We start from the raw sequence: 25,646 nt of genomic DNA on the forward strand, positions 1-25,646 counted from the left end.
CATTGTCGAGAGGCCACCCCCCATGCCCAGCAGAAGGACTCTCCTGAAGGGTCTCGCTCTCGCCGCCGCCGCGTCAGCCGTGCCGCTGCCGGCCTTCGCCCAGGCAGACTACGTCCCCCCGCTGCGTCAGATGCGCGGCATGTGGATCGCTTCCGTCGTCAACATCAACTGGCCCTCGAAGCCGGGGCTGAGCGCCGACGAGCAGAAGGCCGAATACCTCGCCTGGCTCGACGTGGCCGTGCAGCGCAAGCTCAACTCCGTGTTCGTGCAGATCAGGCCGACCGCCGACGCGTTCTGGCCGTCGCCGTTCGAGCCCTGGTCGCAGTACCTGACCGGCACCCAGGGCCAGGACCCCGGCTACGACCCGCTCGGGTTCGCCGTGGAGGAGACCCACAAGCGCGGCCTGGCCTTCCACGCCTGGTTCAACCCCTACCGCGTGTCGATGCAGCCCGACCCGAGCAAGCTGCACCCCGATCACCCCGGCCGCAAGAACCCCGACTGGATCCTGCCGTTCGGCGGCAAGCTCTACTACAACCCGGGCATGCCCGAGGTCCGCAAGTTCTGCCAGGACGCGATGATGGACGCGATCACCCGCTACGACATCGACGGCCTGCACTTCGACGACTACTTCTACCCGACCAACACCACTGCTTTCGACGACAGCGCCGCCTTCGCCAAGTACGGCGCCGGCTTCCCCGACCTGGCCTCCTGGCGACGCAACAACGTCGACCTCATGGTCAGCGAGATGCAGCAGCGCGTCCTGCAGGCCAAGCCGGAGATCGCCTGGGGCATCAGCCCGTCGGGCATCTGGCGCAACAAGGGCACCGACCCGCTCGGCTCCGAGACCAACGGCGGCCAGTCCTACGACAACCTGCACGCCGACACCCGCGGCTGGGTCAAGAAGGGCTGGCTGGACTACATCGCGCCGCAGCTCTACTGGTACATCGGGCAGCCGCCGGCCGACTACTCCAAGCTCGTCCCGTGGTGGTCGGACGTGGCCGCGGGCACGAACACGCTGCTGTGGATCGGGCAGGCGGCGTACAAGGCGGGCGACCCGGCCCAGGCCGCCGAATGGCAGAAGCCGGACGAGCTGTCCAGGCACCTGACGCTCAACCGCGCCCACCCCGAGGTCGGCGGCGACATCTGGTACAACGCCAACGACGTCAAGGTGGACCGGCTCGCCTCCATCACGACCGCCGTCAACGACCACTACCAGCGGCCCGCGCTCGCGCCCGTGCTGCCCCGCCTGGCGAACGGCGAGCCGCCGCGCCGCCCGGTGGTGGCGTACGCGCTGCGCCGCACCGGCGGCGTCGAGGTGCGCGTGGTCGCCACCGGCCGGGACGAGCCGTTCCAGTTCGCCATCTTCCGCTTCCCGGACGAGGCCGGCCAGAACGCCTTCGCCGACGCGCGCAACCTGGTCGCGGTCGTGCCCGCCGACCGCCAGATCCGCTGGACGGACCCCGACGGCAAGCGCGGCGACCACTACTACGCGGTCGCCGTCGACCGGGCCAACAGGACCAGCAGGCCCAGCCACGGTTTCCGGGTGATCTGAAGGACACCGGTGAAGGAACGCTGACCTCCGGCGACGAGCGCATGGCTCACCAGCGCGCGTCGCCGGCACGTTCCCTGACCGGCGTCGAGCACGGCGCGCGCCACCGGCCTGTCGGCCCGCGGTCGCCCGCCGTCGCCCGTTCCGCGCCCAGCAGGGGTGAGCGCAGTGATCTCTCGATGGTTCCGACGCTGCCGGAACCCCTCGCCGAAGCCCCGGTCGCGATCTGGCTCCCTCTAGGAAGCCCTCCTACCGGCCGCCGACGGCTGCTGCTCAGCCGCGGCGCCCGCCGACCGCTGTGGTGGCACCACAGGGGTCGGGCGCACCAGCCCGAGCGCGACGACCTCGTTGGCGAGGCGCGTGCGGCGGTTGGTGCCCTCAGGAATCCTGAACTTCTGGTACAGCCGCAGCAGGTGTTGCTTGACCGCGGCTTCGGTCACGACCAGGTCGTCGGCGATCTCGCGCGCCGTCGCCGGAGCGACGAACGCCTCGTCGGACAGCGCCGGCCTGCAGAGCGAGGTCAGCACATCGACCTCGCGCCTGGTCAGCTCGGGCGCCGCCGCCCTGCGCAGCTCGACCTCGGGGGTGAAGTCCTCACGGGGGACTCCACCGATGCGACCCCGCGCCGCGCCGAACGAGACGACGTCTCCGTCGTCAAGGACCCTCCGGGCGATCGGCCTGCCGTTCACCCGTGTGCCGTTGCGGGACAGGCCCAGATCAACGACGTACAGGTAGGGTCCTCGTCTGACGAACTCGGCATGGAGTCGAGACACACTGGGGTCGGTGAGCCGGATGTCCACACCCCGGCCTCTCCCGACCGTCGTGATCTCGGGGCGCAACGGGACCACGTCGCCGGTGTCCTCGATGCGTATGAACGGCCCCTCCACGGCAGTTCCTCCCCAGGTAGCCCGCCGTAACTATTACTACAGCTCCGGCTTACCCAACCGAGGGGATGCGGAATCTCCTTTGCCGAAAGGAGAATCCCCCGTGAAATTGGTCTGGACCTCTGCGAACGGTTTTACCTGCTCACGGGTAGACTTCGGAGGAAGATAAGCGGAGGAAACACTCATGGCGGACAAGCCCACGAAAGGCCTGGCCGATGTCGTCGCCGCGTCCACAGCGCTGAGCGACATCGACGGCAAGGCCGGTCGCCTGTTCTACCGTGGATACGACATCCACGATCTGGCCGGCCGAGCGACGTTCGAGGAGACCGCGTACCTGCTGCAGCACGGCAGGCTGCCCGACCGGGCCCAGCTGGAGGCCTACGGCGCCGACCTGGCCCAGGGCAGGGAGCTCGGTGCGCTGGTCGCCGCCAACGTGGCGGAGATCGCCGAGAAGCAGAAACCCATGGAGGCGCTCCGCTCCCTCGTCTCACTCTCCGGCGCCGACGACCCCGACAAGGACTCCACCGCCCCCGACGCGAACCTGCGCAAGGCGGCCCGCCTGACCGCGCAGCAGCCCGTGCTGGTCGCCCGCTACCACGCCGCGCGCACCGGCGGCGCGGTCCCCGAGGCCGACCCCGAGCTCAGCATCGCCGGCAACTTCCTGCTCCAGGTCACCGGACGCGCCCCCGAGCGGCGTGCGGTCGAGATCTTCGACGAGTGCCTGGTGCTGCACGCCGACCACACGATGAACGCCTCGACGTTCGCCGCCCGCGTCTGCGCCGCGACCCTGTCGGACATGCACTCGGCCATCGTCGCGGCCATCGGCACGCTCAAGGGCCCGCTGCACGGCGGCGCGAACGAGCAGGTCATGAAGACTTTGGAGTCGATCCCGCCGGGCGGGGTGGCCCAGGCCGTGCGCGACAAGCTCGCCGCGGGCGAGAAGATCATGGGCTTCGGCCACCGCGTCTACAAGACCGAGGACCCGCGCGCGACGCACCTGCGCCGCATGTCCGCCGAGCTGGCCGAGGCCGCCGGCGACGACACCTACTACCGGATGTCGAAGGAGATGGAGGAGGTCGTCTTCGAGACGAAGGGCCTCTATCCGAACGTCGATTTCTACGCGGCGTCGGTCTACCACTACCTTGGCATTCCGACGGACCTGTTCACCCCCGTCTTCTCGATCAGCCGCATGTCCGGCTGGACCGCGCACGTGATCGAGCAGCATGCCGACAACAGGCTGATCCGGCCCGACAGTGAATACATTGGCGAGCGCGATCAGAAGTGGAAGCCAATAGAAGAGCGTTGAGCCGAGAGAACGAACGTGAACGCTGGGGACCGTTCCCGCTGATCGTGGCGGGAGCGGTCGCCGCCGTGCTCGTGATCCTGTTGGTGGACCCGCGCTGGGGCGGGTTCGCGCTGGGCGGTGTGCTGATGGTCGCCGCCGCGCTCCGGTTCGCCGGGTTCGACGGGCAACTGGCCGTCCGCGACAAGAAGACGGACGTCATCACGCTGATCGCGTTCGGCTTCCTCATGGCCCTGACCTCGCTCGCGCTGTACAACAACGGGTTCAAGGCCTGGCTCCTGTCCCTTTTGGCCGGTTGACGGGACGGTCCGATAGCCTCAACGCATCCATTCATTGAAGGGGAACCATTCGCATGCCCAAGATCAAGGTGGAGGGTCCGGTCGTCGAGCTCGACGGCGACGAGATGACCAGGATCATCTGGCAGTTCATCAAGGACCAGCTGATCCTTCCCTACCTCGACGTCGACCTGAAGTACTACGACCTGGGGATCGAGTACCGGGACTCGACGGACGACCAGGTCACCATCGACGCCGCCAACGCCATCAAGAAGTACGGCGTCGGTGTGAAGTGCGCCACCATCACCCCCGACGAGGCGCGGGTCGAGGAGTTCGGGCTCAAGAAGATGTGGAAGTCCCCCAACGGGACCATCCGCAACATCCTCGGCGGCGTGATCTTCCGTGAGCCGATCATCATGTCGAACGTGCCGCGGCTCGTGCCCGGCTGGACCAAGCCGATCGTCGTCGGCCGTCACGCCTTCGGCGACCAGTACCGCGCCACCGACCTGGTCATCCCCGGCGAGGGCACCCTGACCCTCACGTACACGCCGAAGGACGGCTCCGAGCCGATCGAGCTCGACGTGTACGACTTCCCGGGCGGCGGCGTCGCCATGGCGATGTACAACCTCGACGAGTCGATCCGCGACTTCGCCCGCGCCTCCATGCGCTACGGCCTGGCCCGCAACTACCCGGTCTACCTGTCGACGAAGAACACCATCCTCAAGGCGTACGACGGCCGCTTCAAGGACATCTTCGCCGAGGTCTTCGAGACCGAGTTCAAGGCCGACTTCGAGAAGGCCGGGCTCACCTACGAGCACCGCCTCATCGACGACATGGTCGCCGCGGCGCTCAAGTGGGAGGGCGGCTACGTCTGGGCCGCCAAGAACTACGACGGCGACGTGCAGTCCGACACCGTCGCCCAGGGCTTCGGCTCGCTCGGCCTGATGACCTCCGTCCTCATGACCCCCGACGGCCAGACCGTCGAGGCCGAGGCCGCCCACGGCACCGTGACCCGCCACTACCGCGAGCACCAGAAGGGCAACCCCACCTCCACGAACCCGATCGCCTCGATCTTCGCGTGGACGCGTGGCCTGGCCCACCGCGGCAAGCTGGACAACACCCCCGCCGTGACCGACTTCGCCAACAAGCTGGAGCAGGTCTGCATCGAGACCGTCGAGAGCGGTCAGATGACCAAGGACCTCGCCATGCTGGTCGGCGGCGACGCCAAGTGGCTCACCACCCAGGACTTCCTGGCCGCCTTGGACGAGAACCTCAAGAAGAAGATGTCTGCTTGAGAAAAAGCGGCCTCTACCTGCGGCTTCGTCGCACGGTAGGGGCCGTTTCGCATGTCCGGGGCCGTCTGCGGGCCGTCTCTGTCGGCGGGCGTCGGTCCGGGGGGTTGACGGGCGAGCAGGGGCGATTATGGTCCGTTTAGGAAAGTTTCCTAAGAGAAGCTTCCGTCCCTCTCACGCATCAGGAGGCGTCCTCGTGCTGTCCAGGAAGTGGGCCACCGGCCTGCCCGCCGCGACCCTGCTCACCACCGCGCTGCTCGCGGGCTTCGCCCCGGCCGCCCACGCCGTCCCCGACGGCTGCACCTCCAGCGTGAACGGCTCCACGGCCGAGAGCCGCTGCACCGGCGGCACGGGCCAGCACCAGATCGCGATCACCGTCCTGCACGTCAACCCCGCCGTCGGGTACGTCTACAACGTCGGCCCGTGGGTCTCTCCCGGCCAGGTCTCCTCGGCCACCATCCCGCCCGGCACGATCATCTCCATCCGCGTCAACAAGCGCTGACCCGCTGGAGGCGCCAGTCGCTCGCGGTGAGGCGGTACAGGACGTGGCGGCGCAGCCGGTGGCCGGGCGGCAGGACGGGATGGTCGAAGTCCCCCTCGGGGTCGTGGACCATCCCGAGGCGCCGCATGACGGCGCTGGAGCGGGTGTTGACCGTGGCCGTGAAGGAGACCACCTCCGCCAGGCCGAGCCGGTCGAAGGCGAAGCCGAGCGCGGCGGTGGCCGCCTCGCTCGCGTAGCCGTGCCCCCACGACCTGCGGTCGAGCCGCCAGGCGATCTCCGTCGCGGGCATGAAGGGGGCCTCGAACGTTGGCCGGTGCAGGCCGGTGAAGCCGATGAACTCGCCGGTGTCCAGCCGTTCCAGCGCCCAGCGTCCCCAGCCCTGCCGGATGATCAGGTCGTCGCCGGCGTCGGCGAGCGCGTCGCTCTGCTCGCGGCTGAGCGTGGCGGGGAAGTGTTCCATGACCTCGGGATCGGCGTTGAGCTCCGCGAAGGGCTCGCGGTCGGAGGGGCGCCAGGGCCGCAGCAGCAGGCGCTCGGTCCGCAGCTCGACCGGCGGCAGGTGGGTGGAGTCGATCACCGGTCACATCTTATGCGCGGGACGAGGTCGGGGAGCTCGTACTCTTGGTCCCGTGTTGAGTAGTAACCGGCTGCGTGTCCTGCTTGAGGTGTTCAGGACGGGCAGTATCGCCGGTGCGGCCAGGGTGCTGAAGTTGTCGCCGTCCGCGGTGTCCCATCAGCTGTCCCGGCTGGAGCAGGAGGCGGGGGTCGGGCTGGTCGAGCGCAACGCCCAGAGCCTGCGGCTGACCGAGGCGGGACGCCGCCTGGCCATCCGGGCCCAGGAGGTCGTCGACATCATCGAGGCGGCCGAGAAGGACCTGCTCGCCCAGGCCAGGGTGGACGCCGGCGAGCTGCGCATCGGCTTCTTCGCCTCCGCCGGGTACCGGCTGCTGCCGCTGGCGTTGTCGCGGTTCGCCTCCCGGTATCCCAAGGTGGCGCTCGACCTGGTGGAGGGCCAGCCGTACGAGCTGCTGCCCGATCTGGAGCGCGGCGCGCTCGACGTGCTGGTGGTCTTCGAGCACGCGCTCGATCCGTGGCAGTGCCCGGAAGGGGTGGAGGTCGTCCACCTGTTCGACGAGCCGCAGCTGCTGGTCCTGCCGACCGGCCACGCCGCCGCCCAGCGTCCCAAGGTGCGGCTGGCGGACCTGGCCGAGGAGCCGTGGATCACCACGTTCGGCGCCGAGCACCCGGTGTCGATCCTGGAACGGGCCAGCACGCTGGAGGGCTTCTCGCCGCGGATCCGCTGCCGCAGCGACCACTACGAGGTGACGATCGGCCTGGTGCGGGCCGGGCTCGGCGTCGCGCTGGTGCCGAGCCTCGGCCTGCAGGGCGCGACCGGGCTGCACACCTGCCGGCTGACCACGCCGAACCTGTTCCGCAGGATCGGCGTGGCCAGGCGGCCGACCAATCCCAACCCGGCCGCCCGGTCGTTCCTGGCCTATCTGCGTACGGCCTCGGCCCAGCTCAGGAACTCGCTGGAGCCGTCGTTGCGCTGAGGCGGGCGGCGACGTCCAGGCCGGCCCGCCGTACGGCGGAGGTCAGGTCGTGCTCGCTGCCCGCGGGGCCGTGGGCCAGGACGGCGTAGGCGATGCGGCCGTCCATGATGCCGACGTCGGATCGGACGCCCTCGTCGGTGCCGGTCTTGTTGGCCAGCCAGTCGCCCTCGGGATCGTGCCTGACCAGGGCGGGGACGAGCCCGTGGTCGGTGTTCTGGCGCATCCAGCCGCGCATGAGCGCCTGCCAGCCGCCCGGACCGGCGAGCTGCGCGGCCAGGCCGGACAGCTCGGCCGCGGTGCCGATCGCGAACGTCGGCGGGTCCTGCGGGGTGCGCGGTTCCCTGATGCGGTCGAGCAGCCTGGTCCGCGACAGCCCGAGGGCCGCGGCGGCGGCGTTGACCCGGTCCAGGCCGATCGTGCGCAGCAGCGCGTTCGTGGCGGTGTTGTCGCTGACGGCGGCGGTCAGCAGGGCGAGGTCGCCGATCGTCCAGACGCGCGCGGACAGCGACGTGAGCAGCCCGGAGCCGCCGCAGTAGTCGTCGTCGTGCAGAGTCACGGGCGTGTCGGGGGCCAGGATGCCGCCCTCGACGCTCATTGCCACCTCGGCCAGCAGCAGCAGCTTGCCGACGCTGGCCAGCGGCAGCTCGGCGTCCTCGTTGACGCCGTGGAACTCGCCCGTCACCAGATCCCTCGTCGCGACGGCGAGCGTGATGTCGTTCACCGCCCGATGATCCTTCCTGATCTGTCCTCGGTGAGCCTGTTGTCCTGCACGGCGAGCCGTCCGGCCACCACGACGGCCCTGATGCCGGCGGGAGGCAGCAGCGGGTCGGCGTAGGTCGCGCCGTCGGCCACCGTCGCGGGGTCGAAGAGCACCAGGTCGGCGTGCGCTCCGTCGCGCACGACGCCCCGGTCCGCCAGCCCGAACCGGTCGGCCGCCATGCCGGTCATCTTGTGGACGGCGGTCTCCACCGGGAACAGCCCCTGGTCGCGGGAGTAGCGGCCGAGCACCCTGGGGAAGGTGCCGGCCAGCCGGGGGTGCGGATGGCCCGGCTTGGGCACGCCGTCCGAGCCGATCATGACGTACTCGCTCGCCAGGACCCGCTGGACGTCGTCCTCGCGCATGGAGTGGCTGATGATGGTCACCTCGCCGTCCTCGGCGAGCAGCAGCTCTGCCGCCGCGTCCACCGGGTCACCGCCCAGCTCGGCGATCGTGCGGCCCTCGGCCTCGGGATGACGGGTGGCGCAGGCGACCGAGATGCGGTCCCAGCCGCCGTTGCCGACGGTGTTCTCCCAGCCCGGCACGCCGTCCTCGATGGCCGCGCGCATCCGGTCGCGCTGGCCGGGGTCGCGCAGCCGGTCGAGCAGCGCCTCGGTGCCGCCGTCGTTGGCCCACGGGGGGAACATCGCCGACAGCGACGTGCTGCCCTCGGTGTAGGGGTAGACGTCGCAGGTCAGGTCCATGCCCTGGGCGCGCAGCGCGGCGATGCGGGGGAGCGTGCGCAGGGTCTTGCCCCAGGCGTGCTTGCCGGCCGTCTTGTGGTGGCTGACGTGCAGCGCAGCCCCGCTGCTGCGGGCGATCTCGACGGCCTCCTCCAGCGCCTCCTCCACGCGCGACATCTCGTCCCGCAGGTGGGTGACGTACGGCTTGCCGTGCCGGGCCGCGACGCGGGCCAGCGCGACCACCTCGGCGGTGTCGCCGTACGTGCCGGGGGTGTAGATGAGGCCGGTGGACAGCCCGGCGGCGCCGGCGGCCAGCGCCTCGTCGAGCAGCGCGCACATGGTGGCGAGCTCGGCGGGGGTGGCCGGGCGGTCCTCGTAGCCGAGCACGCCGGCCCGCAGGGTGCCGTGGCCGACGAGGGAGGTCAGGTGGTTCGACCGGGGGGCCCGCTCGTGCGCCGCGACGAACCCGTCGTAGTCCTCAAAAATCGGGATGTCGCCGCCGAAGCCGGCCCTGCTCGACCGGCGCAGCGCCGGCACCCGCTCGGGCAGCGCCGGGAACAGGCTCGACCCGCAGTTGCCGCAGATCTCCACCGTGACGCCCATGAGCACGGGCGCGGCGGCCAGCTCCCGGCCCGCCTCCCCGAGCAGGGTGACCGCGTCGGAGTGGGTGTGCACGTCGATGAACCCGGGCGCGACCACCAGCCCGGCGGCGTCGATCACCCGCCCCCCGCCGCCGTCGGACGGGCCGCCCCCGGGCAGCAGGACGAGGCGGTCACCGCGGACGCCGACGTCGGCCCGGCGCAGCGGCGCGCCCGTCCCGTCGGCCACGAGGCCACCGCTGATCAGCATGTCGAGGCTCACGCGGCCGAACCCTCCCTGAGAAGCGAGCCGTTCACAGCACCTGCCCGAGGAAGGCGCGGGTGCGCTCGTGACGCGGCGCGGACAGCACCTCGCGCGGCGGCCCCTCCTCCACGATCACGCCGTCGTCGATGAACACCAGGTGGTCGCCCGCCTCTCTGGCGAAGCCCATCTCGTGGGTCACCACGATCATCGTCATCCCGCTGGCCGCCAGGTCGCGCATGACCTGCAGCACCTCCTGCACCAGCTCGGGGTCGAGCGCGCTGGTCGGCTCGTCGAACAGCATGAGCTTGGGGTCCATGGCCAGGCTGCGCGCGATCGCGACCCGCTGCTGCTGGCCGCCCGACAGCTGCCTGGGGTAGTGGCCGGCCCGGTCGGCCAGCCCCACCCGGTCGAGCAGCGTCTTCGCGCGCTCGGCCGCCTTCGCCTTCGGCAGGCGCTTGACCGTGCACGGGCCCTCCATGACGTTCTCCAGCGCGGTCATGTGCGGGAACAGGTGGAAGCGCTGGAAGACCATGCCGATCTCCTGGCGCTGGCGGCACAGCTCGCCGGGCCGCAGCAGGTGCAGCTTGCCGCCCTGCTCGCTGAAGCCCATGAGCTCGCCGTCGACCCACACCCGGCCCGCGTCGATCGTCTCCAGCCGGTTGACGCAGCGCAACAGCGTCGACTTGCCGGACCCGGACGGGCCCACCACGCAGACCACCGCGCCGGCCGGCACGTCGAGGCTGACGCCCTTCAGCACCTCCAGCTGGCCGAAGCGCTTCCTGACCGATTCGATCTTCACCATGCTAGTGGCCACGGCTGAACCGCCTCTCCAGGGAACGCTGGCCGAAGGTGGCCACGGTGGTGAGCAGCAGGTACCAGGTGGAGGCGACCACCAGCAGCGCGATCACCTCGAAGTTGTCCAGGTAGATGCGCTGGGAGACGGTCAGCAGCTCCGCGCCGGAGATGACCGAGACCATCGAGGTGGTCTTCAGCATGGAGATGAACTGGTTGCCGGTCGGCGGGATGATCACCCGCATCGCCTGCGGCAGCACGACCCTGCGCAGGATCTGCCGGTGCGTCATGCCCAGCGACTCGGCCGCCTCCCGCTGCCCGGGATCCACCGAACGGATGCCCGCGCGGACGATCTCGGCCATGTACGCGCCCTCGTTGATGGTCAGCCCGAGCAGCGCCGCCGTGAACGGCGTGATCAGCTCGTTGGCCGGCCACTGGAGGAACATCGGGCCGCCGAACGGCACGCCGAGCCCGATCTCGGGGAAGACCAGGCCGATGTTGAACCAGAAGATGAGCTGCACCAGCAGCGGCGTGCCCCGGAAGAACCAGGTGTAGAGGCCGGCCGCGCCGCGCAGCACCGGGCTGTCCGACAACTGCATGACGGCGGCGACCACGCCGAGGGCGACGCCGATGACCATGGACAGCGCGGTGAGCGCGATCGTGATCCACAGGCCGCCGAGCACGCGGCCGTCCAGCAGGAACTCGGCGATGACGTCCCAGTGGAGGTTGGGGTTGACGATGACGGTGTAGGCCAGCCACGCCATCACCAGCGCCGCGACCACCGCCGCGACGAGCCGCCCGGGCCTGGGCGGCTTCACCGCCTCGATCGGGAGTTCCATCATGCGCCGGTGTTGATCGTGACCTTGGGCACGGCGTTGGCCGTCGTGCCGTACTTCTCCAGGATCTTGCCGTACTCGCCGCTGTCGATCAGCTCCTGCAGCGCCTTGGCGACGGCGTCGCGCAGGCCGGTCTGCTTCTTGTCGATCGCGATGCCCCAGGGGCCGGCGTCGTACTGCTCGGCCAGGACCTCGTACTTGCCGGTCTCCTTGGCGTACATGGCGGCCACGGGGGAGTCGACGATCGTGGCGACGGTACGGCCGGAGTCGATGGTGAGCAGGCCGGTGGGGGCGTCCTCGCTCTGCATGATCTCCATCTTCTGGGCGCACTTCTCGTTCTGGCGCTTGCCGATCTCCAGGTTGGAGCTGCCCTTGGCCAGGACGACCTTCTTGCCGCACAGGTCCTCAAGGGTCTTGATGCCCTCGGGGTTGCCCTTCTTGACCATGATCGAGCCGCCGGCGTTGAAGTAGTCGACGAAGTCGACGGCCTTGCGGCGCTGTTCGAGGTCGCTGAGCGCGGCCATGGCGATGTCCCACCGGCCGCCCTGCAGGCCGGGGATGAGACCGTCGAAGGAGGCGTTGATGATCCGGGTCTTCAGCCCGAGCCGCTCGCCGACCGCCACGGCCAGGTCGGCGTCGACGCCGGTCATCTCCTGGGTGCCCGGCTTGTACATCTCCATCGGGGGATAGCCTTCCGAGGTCGCCATGCGGAGCTCGCCGGACTTCCGTACGGAATCCGGGACGAGGTCCTTGGCGCTCTTGCCGGTCGAGGAGGGCGGCGTGGGGGCCGCCGCCGTACCCGAGGTGGACCTCCCGCATCCCGCGCCGAGCGCGCAGGCCGCCACCAGGGCGATGACCAGGTGTGTTCGCATGGCATGTCATCGTGGCCAGGCCGTCAGGCGGCACCAAGCCTCGTGAAGGCATGCGACCCTCAGCAACGAATCCATCGATGCTCGACCCTTCATGCCCTCGCGGTTGTTTACGCTCGCCCCTCATGAGTTTGGACATCTGGCCCCAGACCACCACATGGCACGACGGGGAGCTGCGGCTCGGCGGGATCGGCGCGGTCGAACTGGCCCGGGAGCACGGCACGCCCGCGTACGTGCTGGACGAGGCCGACTTCACCGCCCGCGCCCGCGCCTGGCTGGACGCGCTGCCCGACGGCGACGTGCACTACGGCGGCAAGGCGTTCCTCTGCCCCGAGGTGGTGCGCTGGCTGGACCGGCTGGGCCTGTCCCTGGACGTCTGCACGGGCGGCGAGCTCGCCGTGGCCATGGCCGGCGGGATGCCGCCGGAGCGGGTCGTCTTCCACGGCAACAACAAGTCGGCCGACGAGCTGCGCAGGGCCGTGGCCTGGGGCATCGGCTGCGTGGTCGTCGACTCCTTCGCCGAGATCGAAAGGCTCGCCGAGATCGCCGCCTCCCTGGGCGTCCGGCAGCGGGTGATGATCAGGGTGACGCCGGGCGTGGACCCGCACACCCACGCCTTCATCGCCACCGGCGGCGAGGACTCCAAGTTCGGCTTCTCGCTGAGCGCCGGCGCCGCCGCGCTCGCGGTGGCGCAGGTGAGCGCCGAGCCCGCGCTGGAGCTGTACGGCCTGCACTCCCACATCGGCTCGCAGATCTTCGAGCTGGACGGCTTCGGCACCGCCGCCGCCAGGATGGCCGCCTTCGCCGCCGAGACCGGCGTCACCAGGCTCGACCTGGGCGGCGGCCTCGGCATCGCCTACACGCCGGACGACCCCACCCCGCCCACGCCCGCAGAGCTGCTCGCCGTGCTCAGGAAGGAGACCGCGGGCCTGCACCTGGCCGTCGAGCCCGGCAGGTCGATCGCCGGGCCGTCCACGGTCGCCCTGTACGAGATCGGCACGATCAAGGGCCGGTACGTGAGCGTGAACGGCGGCATGAGCGACAACCCCCGCCCCGGCATGTACGGCGCCGCCTACACCGCCGCCCTGGCCAACCGCGCCTCCGACGCCCCCACGAGCGCGTTCACCGTGGTCGGCAAGCACTGCGAGAGCGGGGACGTGCTGGTCAGGGACATCGCGCTGCCCGGCGACGTGCGGCCCGGCGACCTGCTCGCCGTCCCGGTGTCGGGCGCGTACCAGCGCTCGATGGCCGGCAACTACAACCACGTGCCCAGGCCGCCGGTCGTCGCGGTGCGCGACGGGCAGGCGCGGGTCATCGTCCGCCGCGAGAGCGAGGAGGACCTGCTGCGGCTCTACCTGTGACGCGGCCGCTCTACCTGTGACGCGGCGGCTGGGCCGCACCGGCCGGTCAGGGCGTGAGCTTGGCCAGGTCGGGGGCGTAGGCGGTCATCCAGCTCGGGTGCAGCCGGTAGTAGACCACGTCGTTCTCCCAGTCGAAGGCGTCCGCGCCGTAGAAGTCCTTGAAGTAGTCCAGGATGGCCGGCCAGTCGGCGGCCGGCTCGCCGTCCCGCGGGTTGAGGATCTCCACCCTGCCGTGGGTGAACACGCCCAGGTCCTCCCCGCGCATGTGGGCGACGCTGGCCGCCGGGCGGGCGGCGAGGTGGCGCGCCTTGGCGGCGCCGCGGGCCGTGCCGAAGTGCCATTTGCCGTGCAGGAAGTGGCCGTCGGCGCCGCTGATCCGCGGCTCGCCCTTCGCCGTCACGGTGGACACGGCGAGGACGCGCATGCCGGTCAGGATCCCGGTGAGCTGCTCGGCGGTCAGGGTGCGCTCGGTGACGATCGAGCGCAGGTGCGAGGTGGAGCGGGAGAGCGAGGCGTCCAGGAGCGCCTGGAGCTCTTCGAGCTCCTGCGGGGTTTCGCGCATTGAGGTCCTTGTCTGTACGTACGTACCGGCCCGCGGTCGGCACCGGCCGGTGGGACCATGCTCGACCGGAAACCCGACACCCTGTGTCGTGTTTTCCGGAACTCAGGACGAATCTCTGACGCGGGCCGCCTGTTCCTCCTGGACCCTGCGGGCGGTGCGCAGGAAGCCGAGGATCACCGCCAGCTCGTCCGGCCCGTACCCCTCCAGCGCCCGCGCGCCGGCCTGGCCGACCGGGACGAAGATCTCGGCCTCGGCGGCGCGGGCGGCGTCGGTGGCGGCGACCAGGACGCGGCGGCGGTTGCCCGGATCGGGCGCGCGGGCCACCATGCCCGCGCGTTCCAGCCGGTCGATGACGGTGGTGACGGCCGCCGGGCTGAGCTTCAGCGCGAGGCTGAGCGCGCCCGCGGCGACCGGACCCTCGGCCAGGACGACGTCGAGGCAGCGCAGGTCGGTGCGGTTGAGGCGGAGCCGGGCCGCGGCGGCCTCGTCGAAGGCGTCGAAGCTCTGCTGCAGCTGCCGGAGCTCCATGGCGATCTCTCCGATCACGGCACGTTTCGACATTCGAACCTTTCTGCTATCGTACTTTTCGTCAGTCGAAATGACGATATCACTTCCGGAGGCACCGCCATGCGCTCGACCACCCTCGCCGCGTCCGACACCGCCGAGATCCAGCGCCTGTTCGCCGACTTCATGGCCGCCTGGACCGCCGGGGACGCCCGCGCGTTCGGCGCCCTGTTCACCGACGACTCCGACTACGTCTCCTACGACGGCACGATCGCCCGCGGCCGCCGCGCGCACGAGCTCAACCACGACAAGCTCTTCCGCGGCGTCCTGGCCGGCTCGGCGCTCGTCGGCGACCTGGAGTCGGTGCGCTTCCTCACCCCCGACGTGGCGGTCGTGCACGGCACGGCCTCCGTCCTGATGCCCTGGCGGTCCACGCTGCCCAGGCGGCGGCTGTCCCGGCAGACCGTCGTCGTGGTGCGGACGGGCCAGGGCTGGCGCATCGGCGCGATCCACAACGGCCGGGTCCGGCCGGTCACCGTCCCGGAGCCGGACGCGTTCCCGTCCCGGATGTCGCAGCTGATGGCCCGGGTCGCCCGCCGGCTCGGCCTCGGCAGGAGATGACGGTTTTCGCAATCCCTGACCCTTCCTTGACGAGGTCGCGGCGTGGCGCAGTTGATCATCTGGGTAAGGCCCAACCTGTAACAGTCGTACGCGTCTCGGGGGGTTCGGATGCGACTGGGTATTTTGACAGGAGCGGGGCTCCTTGCGGCCGCCGTCGTCCTGACCGGGTGCGACTCGCCGCCCGACACTGCCAAGATCACCGACAGCAAGGCCGAGGCCGCGGCCAGGCTGAAGCAGAGCAAAGCGGCCAAGATCGCGCTGGCGCGCAAGGTGAAGGCGAACGAACTGGGCCAGATCCCGGTGCTGATGTTCCACCGGGTCATCAAGAACCCGGCCACCACCGACGACAGGACGCCGCAGCAGTTCCGCTCGGACCTCGAACGGCTGGTCAAGGAGGACTACGTCCCGATCAGCGCGTCGGAGATGGTGACCGGGAAGATCAACGTCCCGGCGGGCAAGCATCCCGTGGTCCTGACGTTCGACGACTCCTCGCCCTCGCAGCTCACGCTGAACGAGATGGGCGTCCCGCAGCCGGACACCGCCGTGGCGATCCTGCGCGAGGTGGCCGCCAAGCACCCGGGTTTCCGGCCGGCCGCCACCTTCTACGTCACCCGCGACATGTTCGGCAAGACCGTGCGCGAGGAGCAGGCCCAGACGCTGGGCTGGCTCAAGGACAACGGCTTCGACATCGGCAACCACACCCGTGACCACGTCAACCTGCACGGACGCTCGGAGAAGGAGGTGGAGGACCAGATCGGCGGCATCGCCAAGCAGATCGACGACCTGACCAAGGTCAAGCCCAACTCCATCGCCCTGCCGTACGGCAACCAGCCGCGCAACAAGAACTGGGCGCTGCACGGCAAGCTCTACAACCACGCCGGCGCGTTCCTGGCCGGATACACGCCCGCGCCGTCGCCGTTCAGCAAGGCGTTCGACCCGGGCGGCATCCCGCGGATCCGGGTCATGGAGAAGAAGGGCGACTGCGCGCAGTTCTGCTCGGCGGCCTGGCTCGACTGGCTCAAGAACAACCCGGACATGCGCTACACCTCGGACGGTGACGTCAGCACGGTCGCGTACCCGAAGTTCAAGAACCCGTACCTGCGCAAGTCCTTCACCACCTGGAGCCTGCCCTACTGACGGACGCGCCCGAGCACCACGCTCAGCTCGGCGGGTTGCAGCATGAAGTCGGCCACCTCGCCGGTGACGTCGATCGGGCGGACGGCCGCGGTGCGCAGGTCCAGCACCAGGTAGGCGGTCTCGCCCAGCCGGCCGTTCGCCCTGACCGTGAGGGTGTCCTCGTCCTCCCAGCGCAGCAGGGCGGCGAGCCACCAGCCGGTGGCCAGCCGCGGCGTGACCGTGCGCACGTGTTCGCCGGTCTTCGTGTCGAACAGGGCGACGCCCTGCTGGAGCACGCCGCCGGGGGTGAGCTCCCGGTGCCGTGACGCGATCAGGCGGCCGGAGGGGGACGGTTCGATGGCCCACTCCACGTTGCCCGGCATGGTGTAGCTGCGCAGCAGCTCGCCCTTGGGCGAGTAGACGGCGAACCACACCGACCTGAGGTGGCCCGGGGAGCGGCGGGAGGGCTCGCCGCTCTTCATGACGAGACCTTCCGACGTCCATCCGGCGACCTGCCCGCGGTCCGGGAGGCGGGTGGCGGTGCCGCGCGCGACGTCCACGATCACGGGCGGCTCCAGCACCACGTCGGTGTCCTTGGTCAGACGGTCGGGCTGGAGGAGCAGGTGCCGGCCGTCCAGGGAGAACAGCGGCGGCTGAGCGCCGAACAACGCCGTGACGGTCCCGCGCGGCTGCCTGACGGGGAGCCGTTCGACGGCTCCCGTCCGCAGGTCGGCCACGACGTAGGTGTTGTCGCTGTCCCTCAGGAAGGCCGCACGCCGGCCGTCCCGGCTGAGGGCGAACATCGTCCCGTCGAAGCTGTACGGCAGGCGGCCGCGCTCCGCGCCGTCCCCGACGAGGATCATGTGCGCGCACTCGTCGCAGCTCGGGACGTACGCGTAGCGGATCGGGGTGGCGTACTTCGTGCGCTTCGCGGGCTTCACCGGCTTCTCGGCCGTCTTGGTCGCAGTGACCGGCTGGGAGTGGACGAACCGCACGCCGGGCTCCGCCGGCAGGGGCGCGGCGACCCACGCGGCGGCCAGCACCACGCTCAGGGCGGCGGCCCCCGCCCGCCAGGGCAGCCTCCGGCGGCGCGTCACGCCAGCCTGCCGACGACGACCTCGCCAAGGCGGGAGGGGACGTTCTTCACCTGGCGGCTCTTCCCCGTCTCCAGGTCCACGAGGTACAGGACGGGATCGTCCCAGCCGAGCATGACGAGCAGGCGCCCGTCCTCCGTCCACCGCACCAGCTCGGCCTCGACGCCCGGCCCGCCCAGCGTCGCGCGCGCCCGCACCCGGCCGCCGGTGCGCGGATCCATGGTCAGCACCTCGTTTTCCGAGAAGAGGACCAGGCGGTCGCCGTCGGGCGTGAGCAGCGCCTGCAACGCCGGGTCGAAGGGCGTCCTGGTGCGTACGGCCCCCCGCGCGTCGAGCGTGACCAGCTCGGTGTCGGGGGCGCCCTCCAGGGCACGCCGGCCGGTGGTGGCCACCACCTTGCCGGGCACGACGTCGATCACGCGGCCGATGCCGGGCAGCCGCCGCCGGGCCCCGGTGACGGCGTCCACCAGGTCCACTCCGTCGGGCCAGGTCAGGATGACGTGCCGGTCGTCCTGGCCGAAGGCCGCGTCGGGCACGCCTTCGCCGGGGCCGGTCAGCGGGCGCGGGGCGTTCTCGGCGGACAGGTCGTGCAGCACGAGACGGCCGGTCGCCGCGTCCAGGTAGATCAGGCGGTAGCCGTCGCCGCTGATCACGAGCGGCGCCCGCCGATTGCTGATCGGCATCACCGCGCGGGCCTGGGGAAGGGCGACCGTCTGCCATGAGCCGGAGCGTCTCAGGTGCAACCGCCAGCGGTGGTGGCTCTGGTCGGCGTAGCCGATCGGCGCGGGGAGCGGCCCGGTGAGCGCCGCGGGAGGAGGGGGAGAGCTGTAGCGCCAGACCACGAGGCCGTTCCAGGCCATGATCAGGCAGACGGTGACCAGCGCCGCCGACACGGCGCGCCAGGGCACCCGCCACCGGCCCGGCACACCGGGCCGGGGACGTCCGGAGAGGATCCAGACGAGCAGGGGCAGTCCCCGAACCGCAACGTGGCTGAGGAGAAGCAGGTCGTCGTGGAGGCCGGGCAGCTCGGAGAGCGGCGCCGCCCACAGCGCTGCCGCGCTCCCGCCCGCCATCAGCATCCGGGCCGTGTCCGACCTCATGGCCGCCTCGGCGGCGACCAGATCGGCGGGCCCCTGCGCGAGGGGGCGGCCCAGATCGTGCAGCACGGCCTGGACGATCACCACGACGGCGAGCGTCCACGCGGCGGCGGCGCGTCCGGCGAATCCGACGTCACCCAGGAAGGAACGTGCCACCACGTGGAGCGCGACGCCGCAGGAGAGGGCGGCGCAGATGCGCCAGAGGATGACGAGCGGTCGTGACCCGACGCCCCGCCGCGGCGCGCGGAGCGTCCGTGGTCTCGGCCCGCCGCCCTTGGACAGCTCGCCGGCCAGCACTCCGAGGGTCCAGCCGCCCACCGGCAGGAAGAGGCGGAGGCCGAGGTCGCCCGAGACCGGCGGCAGCGCCATGAGAACCGTTCCCGCACTCGCCCCCGCCCACCGGAACCGCCGGGTGACCTGCATGTGGCGCAGCATCGCCGGGCCGTTGAACGCGGTGAAGGCCACCTGCTGCCGGGCCGAGAACCGGTCCGCGGCGGCCCGGCTCATCGGCCTGTTCGCGACGAGCGCCGCTGTCGCCGCCGACAGCACCGCGACGGCGACGACGATCGCGATCACCATGAAGAGGCCTCTTCCGGCCCACCCAGGAAGGGGGCACAATACGCCTTTCCGGGACGGAAGGGGCTGGCGTGGTTTCTCCGGAGATCTGGGAACGGCTCGACCACCGGGCGGGCATGCTCACTCGCCGGCAGGCGTGGCGCTGGCGGGCGGCGGCCGCCGCGGGCGCGGCGACGGCGCTCCTCGTCCTGGCCGGCTGGTCCAGCGGTGCCCTGTTCCCGCGCGTCGAGGAGCTGGGAGGCAACAGCTCCGTCAGGAGGTCCCAGGACGAGCTCGGCCGGCCGACCGGTCTCCAGGGCACGGTGAGCCGGTACCTCCACAACCAGGGCCACTTCCCCGTGACGGTCACCGGGGTGGGCGTGGAGGGAGCGGGGCTGACGATGACGTCGGCGCGGGGCGAGGACGGCCGCGCCCTGCCCCTGACGATCCCCGCCGGGCAGGGCGTGTCCTTGAGCCTCGGCGTGGTCGTCACGGACTGCGCGGCCGCCGCCTCCACGGGTTCCCGTGTGGTGCTGGAGGTCGATCGCTGGTGGGGGCGCGTCGCCGTGCGGCCGGAGATCAGAGGCGACCTGTACCACGCGGTGGACCTGGACTGCCGGTGACCGGCTCATGTTGATCAACCGTAGCGACCGGCGGAGTTGGGACGCCAGGTTGGAAGGAGGATTTCCTGATTGCACTCTGATGTCCGCGGCGTGCGAGGAGGTCGTCGAAGACCCGATCCGTGATCTGCGACCAACCAGTCAAGACCGCTGTTACAGGGTCCGAATGGACGCTGTGTACGGGCTTTGTGCAAAAACCGGTGAGTCACGAACGGTTAACGGATCCCTGGGAAGTTGCTGAGCGTCGTAAAGTTTGCGTGGTTGGGGTTCAGTGAACGTGGGGAAAGACGAATGCCGCAGATCGCGCCGCTGGTGGCCGGCGATCCAGCGCTGCTGGGATCGTTCCGGCTGTCCGGACGGATCGGCGAGGGCGGCCAGGGGATCGTCTACCTGGGCGTCAACGAGCAGGGCGAGCGGGCCGCGATCAAGCTGCTGCACGTGAAGTTCAGCGGTGACACGATCGCCAGGTCGCGCTTCGCCAGGGAGCTGAAGGCGGCCCAGCGGGTGGCCTCCTTCTGCACCGCGCGGGTGATGGAGGCCGACCTCGACGGCGACACGCCGTACATCGCCAGCGAGTACATCGACGGGCGGGCGCTGCGCGACATCGTCGAGACCGACGGCCCGCTCAGCGGCACGGTGCTCGACCGGCTGGCCATCGGCACGGCCACCGCGCTCACCGCCATCCACCACGCCTCGATCGTCCACCGGGACTTCAAGCCGGACAACGTGCTCATCGCCGCCGACGGGCCGCGCGTGGTCGACTTCGGCATCGCCCGCATCATCGACTCGACCGGCACGATCACCAGCCGCGCGATCGGCACGCCCGCCTACATGGCGCCCGAGCAGATCGCCGGCGACGACATCGGGCCCTTCACGGACGTGTTCGCCTGGGGCGCGACCATGGCCTTCGCGGCCACCGGGAAGGCGGCCTTCGAGGGCAAGTCGATCGCCGTGGTGCTCAACCGCATCCTGAACCACGAGGTCGACGTGGAGATGATGCACGAGCCGCTGCGGGGCGTGGTGCGTTCGGCGCTGGCCAAGTCGCCCGACGAGCGTCCCTCGGCCGACCAGCTCCTGCTGCGCCTGCTCGGGCAGACCGGCACGGCGGCCGGGGCCTCGACGGCGGTGCTCACCAGGGGCGTGCAGGTGGCCGGCGACGACACGACGCCGTTCACGCGGGTGTCGGCCACGTCCATCACTGACCGGCCCGCCACGCAGGCCACCGGCCACCCCGCCGGCCCCCCGTCCGGCACGGCCGCCGGCACCGCCCCCGCCCACCCGACCACGACCGGGACCGGCTCCGCGCACCCGACCGGCACCGGCTCCGCGCACCCGACCGGCACCAGGTCCGCGCACCCGACCGGCACCGGCACCCCGCACCCGACCGGCACCCCGCACACGACCGGCACCGGGACCGGTGTCTCCGGGCGTGTGGAGACCGTGCAGTCCGGCCAGGGCCAGGGCCAGGGCCAGAGGCAGAGCCAGAGCCAGAGCCAGGGCCCGGCGGCGAGGCCCCTCGACGAGCCCGTGCCGTCCGGAGGCCGGCGGCGGCTCAAGGTGTGGCTCGCGCTGGCCGCCGCGCTCGTCATGCTGGCGGTCGTGGCCGTCGCGGCGATGGCGAACGGCTGGTCGCCGCTGGCGTTCAAGGGCGAGGTCGTGACCCCCGTGCCGACGGGGAAGAAGAACTCGCGGCCCCCCACGTTCGCCTCGGTGGTGGACAAGGTCGCCCAGACCGGAAAGATCATCGTCGGCGTCAAGGGCGACCTGCCGGGCGTCGGCCTGCAGAACGGCGACGACTTCAGCGGGTTCGACGTCGAGGTGGCCAAGCTCGTGGCCGCCGCGCTCGGGGCCGAGGAGACGGTGTTCACCCGGGTCGGTCGGAACGACCGGGCGGCCGCGCTGGCCGAAGGCAGGGTCGACCTGGTCGTCGCCACGTACTCGGTGGACAAGAGCGAGACCAGGTTCGCCGGGCCGTACTACGTGGCCCACCGCGACGTGCTGGTCCGCGCCGGCACCGGCATCGACTCGCTGGACGACCTCAAGGGCAAGAAGATCTGCGCGCTCGACACTCCGACGGTCGGCGAGGTGCAGGACAGGGTGAAGGTCGAGCCCGTGACCGCCGGCGACTACGCGGCCTGCATGGACCTGCTCAGGAACGGCAAGGTCGACGCGGTGCCCGGCGAGGACCTGATCCTGGCCGGGTTCGCCAGCCGGGAGAACATGCGTTACAAGATCATCGGTGCCAAGCTCGACAACGAGCGGTACGCGGTCGGCATCCGCGACGGCGACGCCAAGACCTGCACCGCGGTCAAGGGCGTCATCGCCGACCTCTACCGCACGGGCACCATCAAGAAGCTCCTGAGCAGCCACTTCGACAAGGTCGACTTCCGGCCCGAGCTGAAGGTGCCCGCGATGGAGCCCTGCGGATGACGAGCGGTAACATCCGAAAGTCCAACGAATTCATCCAGTGAGTTAGGGGAAGGCCATGGCCACGCCCGTCAAGGTAACCGTCACCGGGGCCGCCGGTCAGATCGGCTACGCACTGCTGTTCCGCATCGCGTCGGGACAGCTGCTCGGCGCTGACGTCCCGGTCAAGCTGAGCCTGCTGGAGATCCCGCAGGCGGTGAAGGCGGCCGAGGGCACCGCCATGGAGCTCGACGACTGCGCGTTCCCGCTGCTGTCCGGCATCGAGATCACCGACGACGCCAACGTGGCCTTCGCCGGCGCCAACGTCGCCCTGCTGGTCGGCGCCATGCCGCGCAAGGCCGGCATGGAGCGCGGCGACCTGCTCGGCGCCAACGGCGGCATCTTCGGCCCCCAGGGCAAGGCGATCAACGAGCACGCCGCCGACGACATCCGCGTCCTGGTCGTGGGCAACCCGGCCAACACCAACGCGCTCATCGCCCAGCAGCACGCGCCCGACGTCCCGGCCGAGCGGTTCACCGCGATGACCCGCCTCGACCACAACCGCGCGCTGTCCCAGCTCGCCGCCAAGCTCCAGGTCCCGGTCACCGAGATCAAGAAGATGACCATCTGGGGCAACCACTCCGCCACCCAGTACCCCGACCTGTTCCACGCCGAGGTCGGCGGCAAGATCGCGGCCGAGCAGGTCGAGGGCGAGTGGCTGCGCGAGACGTTCATCCCGACGGTCGCCAAGCGCGGCGCCGCCATCATCGAGGCCCGTGGCGCCTCCTCGGCCGCCTCGGCCGCCAACGCCGCGATCGACCACGTCCACGACTGGGTCAACGGCACCGAGTGGACCTCGGCCGCCGTCGTCTCCGACGGCTCGTACGGCGTGCCCGAGGGGCTCATCTCGTCCTTCCCGGTGCGTTCGGTCAACGGCCGGTACGAGATCATCCAGGGCCTGGAGATCGACTCCTTCTCCCGCGAGCGCATCGACGCCAGCGTGCGCGAGCTGACCGAGGAGCGCGACGCCGTCCGCGAGCTCGGCCTCATCTGAACCTGGCGCGACACTTCGGACGCGCGTCCCCGGCTCAGCGGGGGCGCGCGTCCGCCGTCGTGAGGGGGAGCGCGGCGCCGCGGGTGCGCTCGGCCCAGCGCGTCACCGGCGGCACGGCCAGCCCGGCGGCCAGGAAGACCCCGCCGAACAGCAGCCAGCCCGGCAGCCCCCAGCCCACGATGACCGTGGTCATGACGGCGGGCACGACGATGTTGGACACCTGCTGGCCCATGCCGTACAGGCCCTGGTACTGGCCGATGGCGTGCGGCGGGGCCAGCTCGTACGACAACCCCCACGAGCCGGCGGCCTGCAGCAGCTCCCCGAGGACGTGCAGCAGCGCGCCGCCGAACAGGGCGACCACCGCCACCCAGGCCGGCTGTCCGGCGGCCAGGGCCAGCAGCACGCAGGCCAGCAGGAGGAACACGCCCGAGCGGCGCTGGGCGCGGGCCGCGCCGGCCGCGTCGTCGGTGCCGCGGCTGAGCCGCACCTGCAGGACCGTGACGGTGACGGTGTTGATCATGGCGACGGCCGCCACCGTCCACGCAGGCGCCGAGGTCCGGCCGGCCACCCAGAGCGGGATCGCGATGGTGAGCAGCCCGTTCTGCATGAACAGCACCGCGTTGAGCAGCGCCAGCACCGCGTACGGCCGGTCGCGCAGCACGATCCAGACCGGCTCGCCCGCCTTGCGCGGAACGGGCGCGACGGCCGGCACCCGGAACCCCAGCAGCGCGCTCCCGAGGTAGCAGAGCGCGCACCCGAAGATCATCCCCAGGTACACGGGACGGCTGTCGAAGTGCAGCGCCGCGCCCGCCCCGAGCCCGCCGACCGACCAGCCGACGTTGGTCACGGCCCGCAGGTACGCGCGCACCCGCACCCGGTCGGCCGCCGGCACCGCGCCACCGACCAGCGCCGCCCGCGCGGTGCCCTCACCGGCCTCGGCGAACGTCACCAGGGTGACCACCACGACGAACCCGGCGAACCCCGACACCAGCGCGTACACCGGCACCAGCAACCCGCCTGCGGCGGAGAAGGCGATCTGCACCCCGCGCGGCCCGACCAGGTCGGACAGCCGCCCGGCGGGCAGCCCGGCGGCGAGCCCGACGGCCGCGGCGATCGTCATCCCCAGCCCGATCTCGCCGTCCGACAGGCCGACCGACAGTTTGAAGAACAGCACGCTCACCGTGACGAACAGGCCGCGGCCCAGGGCACGCAGGAGTGTGGCGTACGTGAGCGCGCGCACGGGCCCGCTCTCGGGGAGGAGTGACACGGCGGAACAGGTTACTTGTGTGGGGAAACGTCCTTCTCGTCCGCCCCCGGACAGGAGGGGACGGGCTGGGCGGCCGGCGCGGGCTGGGAGGTCGCGTAGATCACCCCGGCCGCCGCGGCGAGGCTGCCCAGCAGGATGAGGGCACCAAAGAGCAGCTTCGTGACCCTTGGTGAAAAGCTCCTCACATTTGGGTATCACAGCACATAAACGCCGCCCACATCAGGCGTTCCCGGAAAGTGCCGTCCACGCGTCGGAGACGATGTCGCGCAGCGCCGCCCGCTCCGCCTTCCACCCCAGGTCGCGCTGGATCCGCGCGGACGAGGCCACCAGGACGGCCGGGTCGCCGGGCCGCCGGTCGCCGACGACGACCGGGATCTCGTGGCCGGTGACCTCGCGACAGACCGAGATCACCTCCTGCACGCTGAACCCGGTGCCGCTGCCCAGGTTGTAGATCTTGTGCTCGCCCTTGGCGACCGCCTCCAGCGCCAGCAGGTGCGCCCGCGCCAGGTCGCCGACGTGGACGTAGTCGCGCACGCAGGTGCCGTCGGCGGTGGGGTAGTCGGTGCCGAAGACGCTCACCGAGTCGCGCTCGCCGGTGGCCACCTTGAGCACGTTCGGGATGAGGTGGGTCTCGACCGTGTGGCGCTCGCGGAAGCGGCCGTAGGCGCCGGCCACGTTGAAGTAGCGCAGGCTCACCGCGCCGAGCCCGCGGATGCCCGCGTAGGCGCTCAGGGCGGTGTCCACGGCCAGCTTCGAGGCGCCGTAGGGGTTGGTCGGGCGCGTCGGGTCGTCCTCCTCGATGGGGGAGCGCTCGGGCTCGCCGTACGTGGCCGCCGTGGAGGAGAAGACGATCCGGCGCACGCCCTTGTCACGCATCGCGTCGAGCAGGGCCAGCGTGCCGCCGAGGTTGCCGGCCCAGTAAAGGCCGGGCTTCTCCACCGACTCGCCCACCAGGGACTTGGCCGCGAAGTGCAGCACGGCGTCCATGCCGTCGAGCGCGTCGTGGGCGTTCGTGATCGACTCACGCACGAACCGGGCGCCCTCGGGCACCGCGTCCTCGTGGCCCGTGGACAGGTCGTCGAGCACGGTCACCTCGTGCCCCGCCTCGACGAGCTGCGCGGCGACGACGCTGCCGACGTACCCGGCGCCTCCGGTGACCAACAGCCTCATGTGTACTCCTGTTTAGATATGTTTGATTTTGTACGGCTTGCCGTTCAGCATACGCGGGAAACCCGCCGAGTACGCTGCCAA

The 25,646-nt window shown here is 71.0% G+C and carries 25 protein-coding genes; 12 read left to right on the top strand and 13 right to left on the bottom strand.

Translation table 11 applies throughout. The features are described 5' to 3' along the window. The first annotated feature begins 139 nt into the window (after nucleotides 1-139). Nucleotides 140-1,552: a family 10 glycosylhydrolase gene (locus ACIBQ6_RS39870; RefSeq protein ID WP_358282318.1), complete on the top strand. Its 1,413-nt coding sequence runs from the start codon at nucleotides 140-142 to the stop codon at nucleotides 1,550-1,552. A 233-nt stretch (nucleotides 1,553-1,785) separates the two neighbouring features. Here the strand turns inward: ACIBQ6_RS39870 and ACIBQ6_RS39875 are convergent, their stop codons facing one another. Beyond that, nucleotides 1,786-2,436, bottom strand: coding sequence for an FHA domain-containing protein (locus tag ACIBQ6_RS39875; protein ID WP_352362084.1), 651 nt, complete (start codon nucleotides 2,434-2,436; stop codon nucleotides 1,786-1,788). Nucleotides 2,437-2,617: 181 nt separating this feature from the next. Between ACIBQ6_RS39875 and ACIBQ6_RS39880 the strand changes: the two genes are divergently transcribed. The 4 genes from ACIBQ6_RS39880 to ACIBQ6_RS39895 all read left to right on the top strand — a co-directional run bounded on the left by ACIBQ6_RS39880 (nucleotide 2,618) and on the right by ACIBQ6_RS39895 (nucleotide 5,805). Next, on the top strand, nucleotides 2,618-3,739 hold the full coding sequence (locus ACIBQ6_RS39880; protein WP_358282320.1) for a citrate/2-methylcitrate synthase: 1,122 nt from the start codon (nucleotides 2,618-2,620) through the stop codon (nucleotides 3,737-3,739). Then, complete coding sequence (locus ACIBQ6_RS39885; RefSeq protein WP_358282322.1) at nucleotides 3,736-4,035, top strand: DUF3017 domain-containing protein; 300 nt, start codon at nucleotides 3,736-3,738, stop codon at nucleotides 4,033-4,035. The genes ACIBQ6_RS39880 and ACIBQ6_RS39885 overlap by 4 nt, the downstream gene beginning before the upstream one ends. 53 nt (nucleotides 4,036-4,088) lie before the next feature. Beyond that, complete coding sequence (locus tag ACIBQ6_RS39890; RefSeq protein WP_397218350.1) at nucleotides 4,089-5,306, top strand: NADP-dependent isocitrate dehydrogenase; 1,218 nt, start codon at nucleotides 4,089-4,091, stop codon at nucleotides 5,304-5,306. 193 nt (nucleotides 5,307-5,499) lie between these two features. Then, a complete protein-coding gene (locus tag ACIBQ6_RS39895; RefSeq protein WP_397218351.1) occupies nucleotides 5,500-5,805 on the top strand; it encodes a hypothetical protein in 306 nt (101 codons plus the stop codon). Here ACIBQ6_RS39895 and ACIBQ6_RS39900 read toward each other — a convergent pair. Continuing rightward, nucleotides 5,792-6,382: a GNAT family N-acetyltransferase gene (locus ACIBQ6_RS39900; protein ID WP_397218352.1), complete on the bottom strand. Its 591-nt coding sequence runs from the start codon at nucleotides 6,380-6,382 to the stop codon at nucleotides 5,792-5,794. The genes ACIBQ6_RS39895 and ACIBQ6_RS39900 overlap by 14 nt on opposite strands. A 52-nt stretch (nucleotides 6,383-6,434) precedes the next feature. Between ACIBQ6_RS39900 and ACIBQ6_RS39905 the strand changes: the two genes are divergently transcribed. Then, nucleotides 6,435-7,358 (top strand): LysR substrate-binding domain-containing protein, encoded by a 924-nt coding sequence (locus ACIBQ6_RS39905; RefSeq protein WP_357969738.1) that lies wholly within the window; start codon nucleotides 6,435-6,437, stop codon nucleotides 7,356-7,358. Here the strand turns inward: ACIBQ6_RS39905 and ACIBQ6_RS39910 are convergent. The 5 genes from ACIBQ6_RS39910 to ACIBQ6_RS39930 are packed head-to-tail and all read right to left on the bottom strand — an operon-like array spanning nucleotide 7,327 to nucleotide 12,141. Next, nucleotides 7,327-8,079, bottom strand: a complete 753-nt coding sequence (locus ACIBQ6_RS39910) for a serine hydrolase (RefSeq protein ID WP_397218353.1) — start codon at nucleotides 8,077-8,079, stop codon at nucleotides 7,327-7,329. The genes ACIBQ6_RS39905 and ACIBQ6_RS39910 overlap by 32 nt on opposite strands. Further along, nucleotides 8,076-9,659: an amidohydrolase family protein gene (locus ACIBQ6_RS39915; RefSeq protein WP_397218354.1), complete on the bottom strand. Its 1,584-nt coding sequence runs from the start codon at nucleotides 9,657-9,659 to the stop codon at nucleotides 8,076-8,078. The genes ACIBQ6_RS39910 and ACIBQ6_RS39915 overlap by 4 nt, the downstream gene beginning before the upstream one ends. 31 nt (nucleotides 9,660-9,690) lie before the next feature. Next, nucleotides 9,691-10,443, bottom strand: coding sequence for an amino acid ABC transporter ATP-binding protein (locus ACIBQ6_RS39920; protein ID WP_397218355.1), 753 nt, complete (start codon nucleotides 10,441-10,443; stop codon nucleotides 9,691-9,693). Between the two features lies 1 nt (nucleotide 10,444). After that, nucleotides 10,445-11,275 (bottom strand): amino acid ABC transporter permease, encoded by an 831-nt coding sequence (locus ACIBQ6_RS39925; RefSeq protein WP_358282334.1) that lies wholly within the window; start codon nucleotides 11,273-11,275, stop codon nucleotides 10,445-10,447. Beyond that, nucleotides 11,272-12,141 carry an ABC transporter substrate-binding protein gene (locus ACIBQ6_RS39930; RefSeq protein WP_358282336.1) on the bottom strand — a complete coding sequence of 290 codons (870 nt, stop codon included), beginning with the start codon at nucleotides 12,139-12,141 and terminating at the stop codon, nucleotides 11,272-11,274. The genes ACIBQ6_RS39925 and ACIBQ6_RS39930 overlap by 4 nt, the downstream gene beginning before the upstream one ends. A gap of 122 nt (nucleotides 12,142-12,263) precedes the next feature. On the opposite strand from ACIBQ6_RS39930, the gene lysA reads away from it, so the two are divergent. Continuing rightward, nucleotides 12,264-13,499, top strand: a complete 1,236-nt coding sequence (gene lysA / locus ACIBQ6_RS39935) for a diaminopimelate decarboxylase (RefSeq protein ID WP_397218356.1) — start codon at nucleotides 12,264-12,266, stop codon at nucleotides 13,497-13,499. 46 nt (nucleotides 13,500-13,545) lie between these two features. On the opposite strand, the gene ACIBQ6_RS39940 is transcribed toward lysA, so the two are convergent. Together ACIBQ6_RS39940 and ACIBQ6_RS39945 are read right to left on the bottom strand one after the other, a co-directional pair. Next, the gene (locus ACIBQ6_RS39940) at nucleotides 13,546-14,061 is read right to left on the bottom strand and encodes a pyridoxamine 5'-phosphate oxidase family protein (protein WP_397218357.1); all 516 of its coding nucleotides are present in this window, start codon (nucleotides 14,059-14,061) and stop codon (nucleotides 13,546-13,548) included. Nucleotides 14,062-14,163: 102 nt separating this feature from the next. Beyond that, nucleotides 14,164-14,622 carry a MarR family winged helix-turn-helix transcriptional regulator gene (locus ACIBQ6_RS39945; protein WP_397170516.1) on the bottom strand — a complete coding sequence of 153 codons (459 nt, stop codon included), beginning with the start codon at nucleotides 14,620-14,622 and terminating at the stop codon, nucleotides 14,164-14,166. A gap of 66 nt (nucleotides 14,623-14,688) precedes the next feature. Between ACIBQ6_RS39945 and ACIBQ6_RS39950 the strand changes: the two genes are divergently transcribed. Both ACIBQ6_RS39950 and ACIBQ6_RS39955 read left to right on the top strand, forming a co-directional pair. Next, nucleotides 14,689-15,186 (top strand): SgcJ/EcaC family oxidoreductase, encoded by a 498-nt coding sequence (locus tag ACIBQ6_RS39950; RefSeq protein ID WP_397218358.1) that lies wholly within the window; start codon nucleotides 14,689-14,691, stop codon nucleotides 15,184-15,186. A gap of 108 nt (nucleotides 15,187-15,294) precedes the next feature. Beyond that, nucleotides 15,295-16,323, top strand: a complete 1,029-nt coding sequence (locus tag ACIBQ6_RS39955) for a polysaccharide deacetylase family protein (RefSeq protein ID WP_358282346.1) — start codon at nucleotides 15,295-15,297, stop codon at nucleotides 16,321-16,323. Here ACIBQ6_RS39955 and ACIBQ6_RS39960 read toward each other — a convergent pair. Beyond that, nucleotides 16,317-17,399 carry a hypothetical protein gene (locus tag ACIBQ6_RS39960; RefSeq protein WP_397218359.1) on the bottom strand — a complete coding sequence of 361 codons (1,083 nt, stop codon included), beginning with the start codon at nucleotides 17,397-17,399 and terminating at the stop codon, nucleotides 16,317-16,319. The genes ACIBQ6_RS39955 and ACIBQ6_RS39960 overlap by 7 nt on opposite strands. Beyond that, the gene (locus ACIBQ6_RS39965) at nucleotides 17,396-19,072 is read right to left on the bottom strand and encodes a WD40 repeat domain-containing protein (protein WP_397218360.1); all 1,677 of its coding nucleotides are present in this window, start codon (nucleotides 19,070-19,072) and stop codon (nucleotides 17,396-17,398) included. Before ACIBQ6_RS39965 ends, ACIBQ6_RS39960 begins: the two co-directional genes overlap by 4 nt. A 68-nt stretch (nucleotides 19,073-19,140) precedes the next feature. Here ACIBQ6_RS39965 and ACIBQ6_RS39970 point away from each other — a divergent pair, with 68 nt between their 5' ends. From ACIBQ6_RS39970 to ACIBQ6_RS39980, 3 genes are all read left to right on the top strand, one after another. Next, complete coding sequence (locus ACIBQ6_RS39970) at nucleotides 19,141-19,671, top strand: hypothetical protein (protein WP_397218361.1); 531 nt, start codon at nucleotides 19,141-19,143, stop codon at nucleotides 19,669-19,671. Nucleotides 19,672-19,959: 288 nt separating this feature from the next. Then, nucleotides 19,960-22,098: a serine/threonine-protein kinase gene (locus ACIBQ6_RS39975; RefSeq protein ID WP_397218362.1), complete on the top strand. Its 2,139-nt coding sequence runs from the start codon at nucleotides 19,960-19,962 to the stop codon at nucleotides 22,096-22,098. A 55-nt stretch (nucleotides 22,099-22,153) separates the two neighbouring features. Continuing rightward, nucleotides 22,154-23,128, top strand: a complete 975-nt coding sequence (locus ACIBQ6_RS39980) for a malate dehydrogenase (RefSeq protein ID WP_358282356.1) — start codon at nucleotides 22,154-22,156, stop codon at nucleotides 23,126-23,128. A 34-nt stretch (nucleotides 23,129-23,162) separates the two neighbouring features. Here the strand turns inward: ACIBQ6_RS39980 and ACIBQ6_RS39985 are convergent, their stop codons facing one another. Together ACIBQ6_RS39985 and galE are read right to left on the bottom strand one after the other, a co-directional pair. Further along, the gene (locus tag ACIBQ6_RS39985) at nucleotides 23,163-24,395 is read right to left on the bottom strand and encodes an MFS transporter (protein ID WP_397218363.1); all 1,233 of its coding nucleotides are present in this window, start codon (nucleotides 24,393-24,395) and stop codon (nucleotides 23,163-23,165) included. 219 nt (nucleotides 24,396-24,614) lie between these two features. Then, complete coding sequence (gene galE, locus ACIBQ6_RS39990; RefSeq protein ID WP_397218364.1) at nucleotides 24,615-25,565, bottom strand: UDP-glucose 4-epimerase GalE; 951 nt, start codon at nucleotides 25,563-25,565, stop codon at nucleotides 24,615-24,617. Nucleotides 25,566-25,646: the final 81 nt, after the last annotated feature.

The organism is Nonomuraea sp. NPDC049655, assembly GCF_044465465.1.
Taxonomy (GTDB): Bacteria; Actinomycetota; Actinomycetes; order Streptosporangiales; family Streptosporangiaceae; genus Nonomuraea.

Coding starts and splice junctions, on each gene's coding strand:
- ACIBQ6_RS39955 (WP_358282346.1), top strand. CDS start 15,295: ATGCGACTGGGTATTTTGACAGGAGCGGGGCTCCTTGCGGCCGCCGTC.
- ACIBQ6_RS39975 (WP_397218362.1), top strand. CDS start 19,960: ATGCCGCAGATCGCGCCGCTGGTGGCCGGCGATCCAGCGCTGCTGGGA.
- ACIBQ6_RS39890 (WP_397218350.1), top strand. CDS start 4,089: ATGCCCAAGATCAAGGTGGAGGGTCCGGTCGTCGAGCTCGACGGCGAC.
- ACIBQ6_RS39945 (WP_397170516.1), bottom strand. CDS start 14,622: ATGTCGAAACGTGCCGTGATCGGAGAGATCGCCATGGAGCTCCGGCAG.
- ACIBQ6_RS39870 (WP_358282318.1), top strand. CDS start 140: ATGTGGATCGCTTCCGTCGTCAACATCAACTGGCCCTCGAAGCCGGGG.
- ACIBQ6_RS39940 (WP_397218357.1), bottom strand. CDS start 14,061: ATGCGCGAAACCCCGCAGGAGCTCGAAGAGCTCCAGGCGCTCCTGGAC.
- ACIBQ6_RS39920 (WP_397218355.1), bottom strand. CDS start 10,443: ATGGTGAAGATCGAATCGGTCAGGAAGCGCTTCGGCCAGCTGGAGGTG.
- ACIBQ6_RS39925 (WP_358282334.1), bottom strand. CDS start 11,275: ATGATGGAACTCCCGATCGAGGCGGTGAAGCCGCCCAGGCCCGGGCGG.
- ACIBQ6_RS39880 (WP_358282320.1), top strand. CDS start 2,618: ATGGCGGACAAGCCCACGAAAGGCCTGGCCGATGTCGTCGCCGCGTCC.
- galE (WP_397218364.1), bottom strand. CDS start 25,565: ATGAGGCTGTTGGTCACCGGAGGCGCCGGGTACGTCGGCAGCGTCGTC.
- ACIBQ6_RS39930 (WP_358282336.1), bottom strand. CDS start 12,141: ATGCGAACACACCTGGTCATCGCCCTGGTGGCGGCCTGCGCGCTCGGC.
- lysA (WP_397218356.1), top strand. CDS start 12,264: ATGAGTTTGGACATCTGGCCCCAGACCACCACATGGCACGACGGGGAG.
- ACIBQ6_RS39980 (WP_358282356.1), top strand. CDS start 22,154: ATGGCCACGCCCGTCAAGGTAACCGTCACCGGGGCCGCCGGTCAGATC.
- ACIBQ6_RS39950 (WP_397218358.1), top strand. CDS start 14,689: ATGCGCTCGACCACCCTCGCCGCGTCCGACACCGCCGAGATCCAGCGC.
- ACIBQ6_RS39965 (WP_397218360.1), bottom strand. CDS start 19,072: ATGGTGATCGCGATCGTCGTCGCCGTCGCGGTGCTGTCGGCGGCGACA.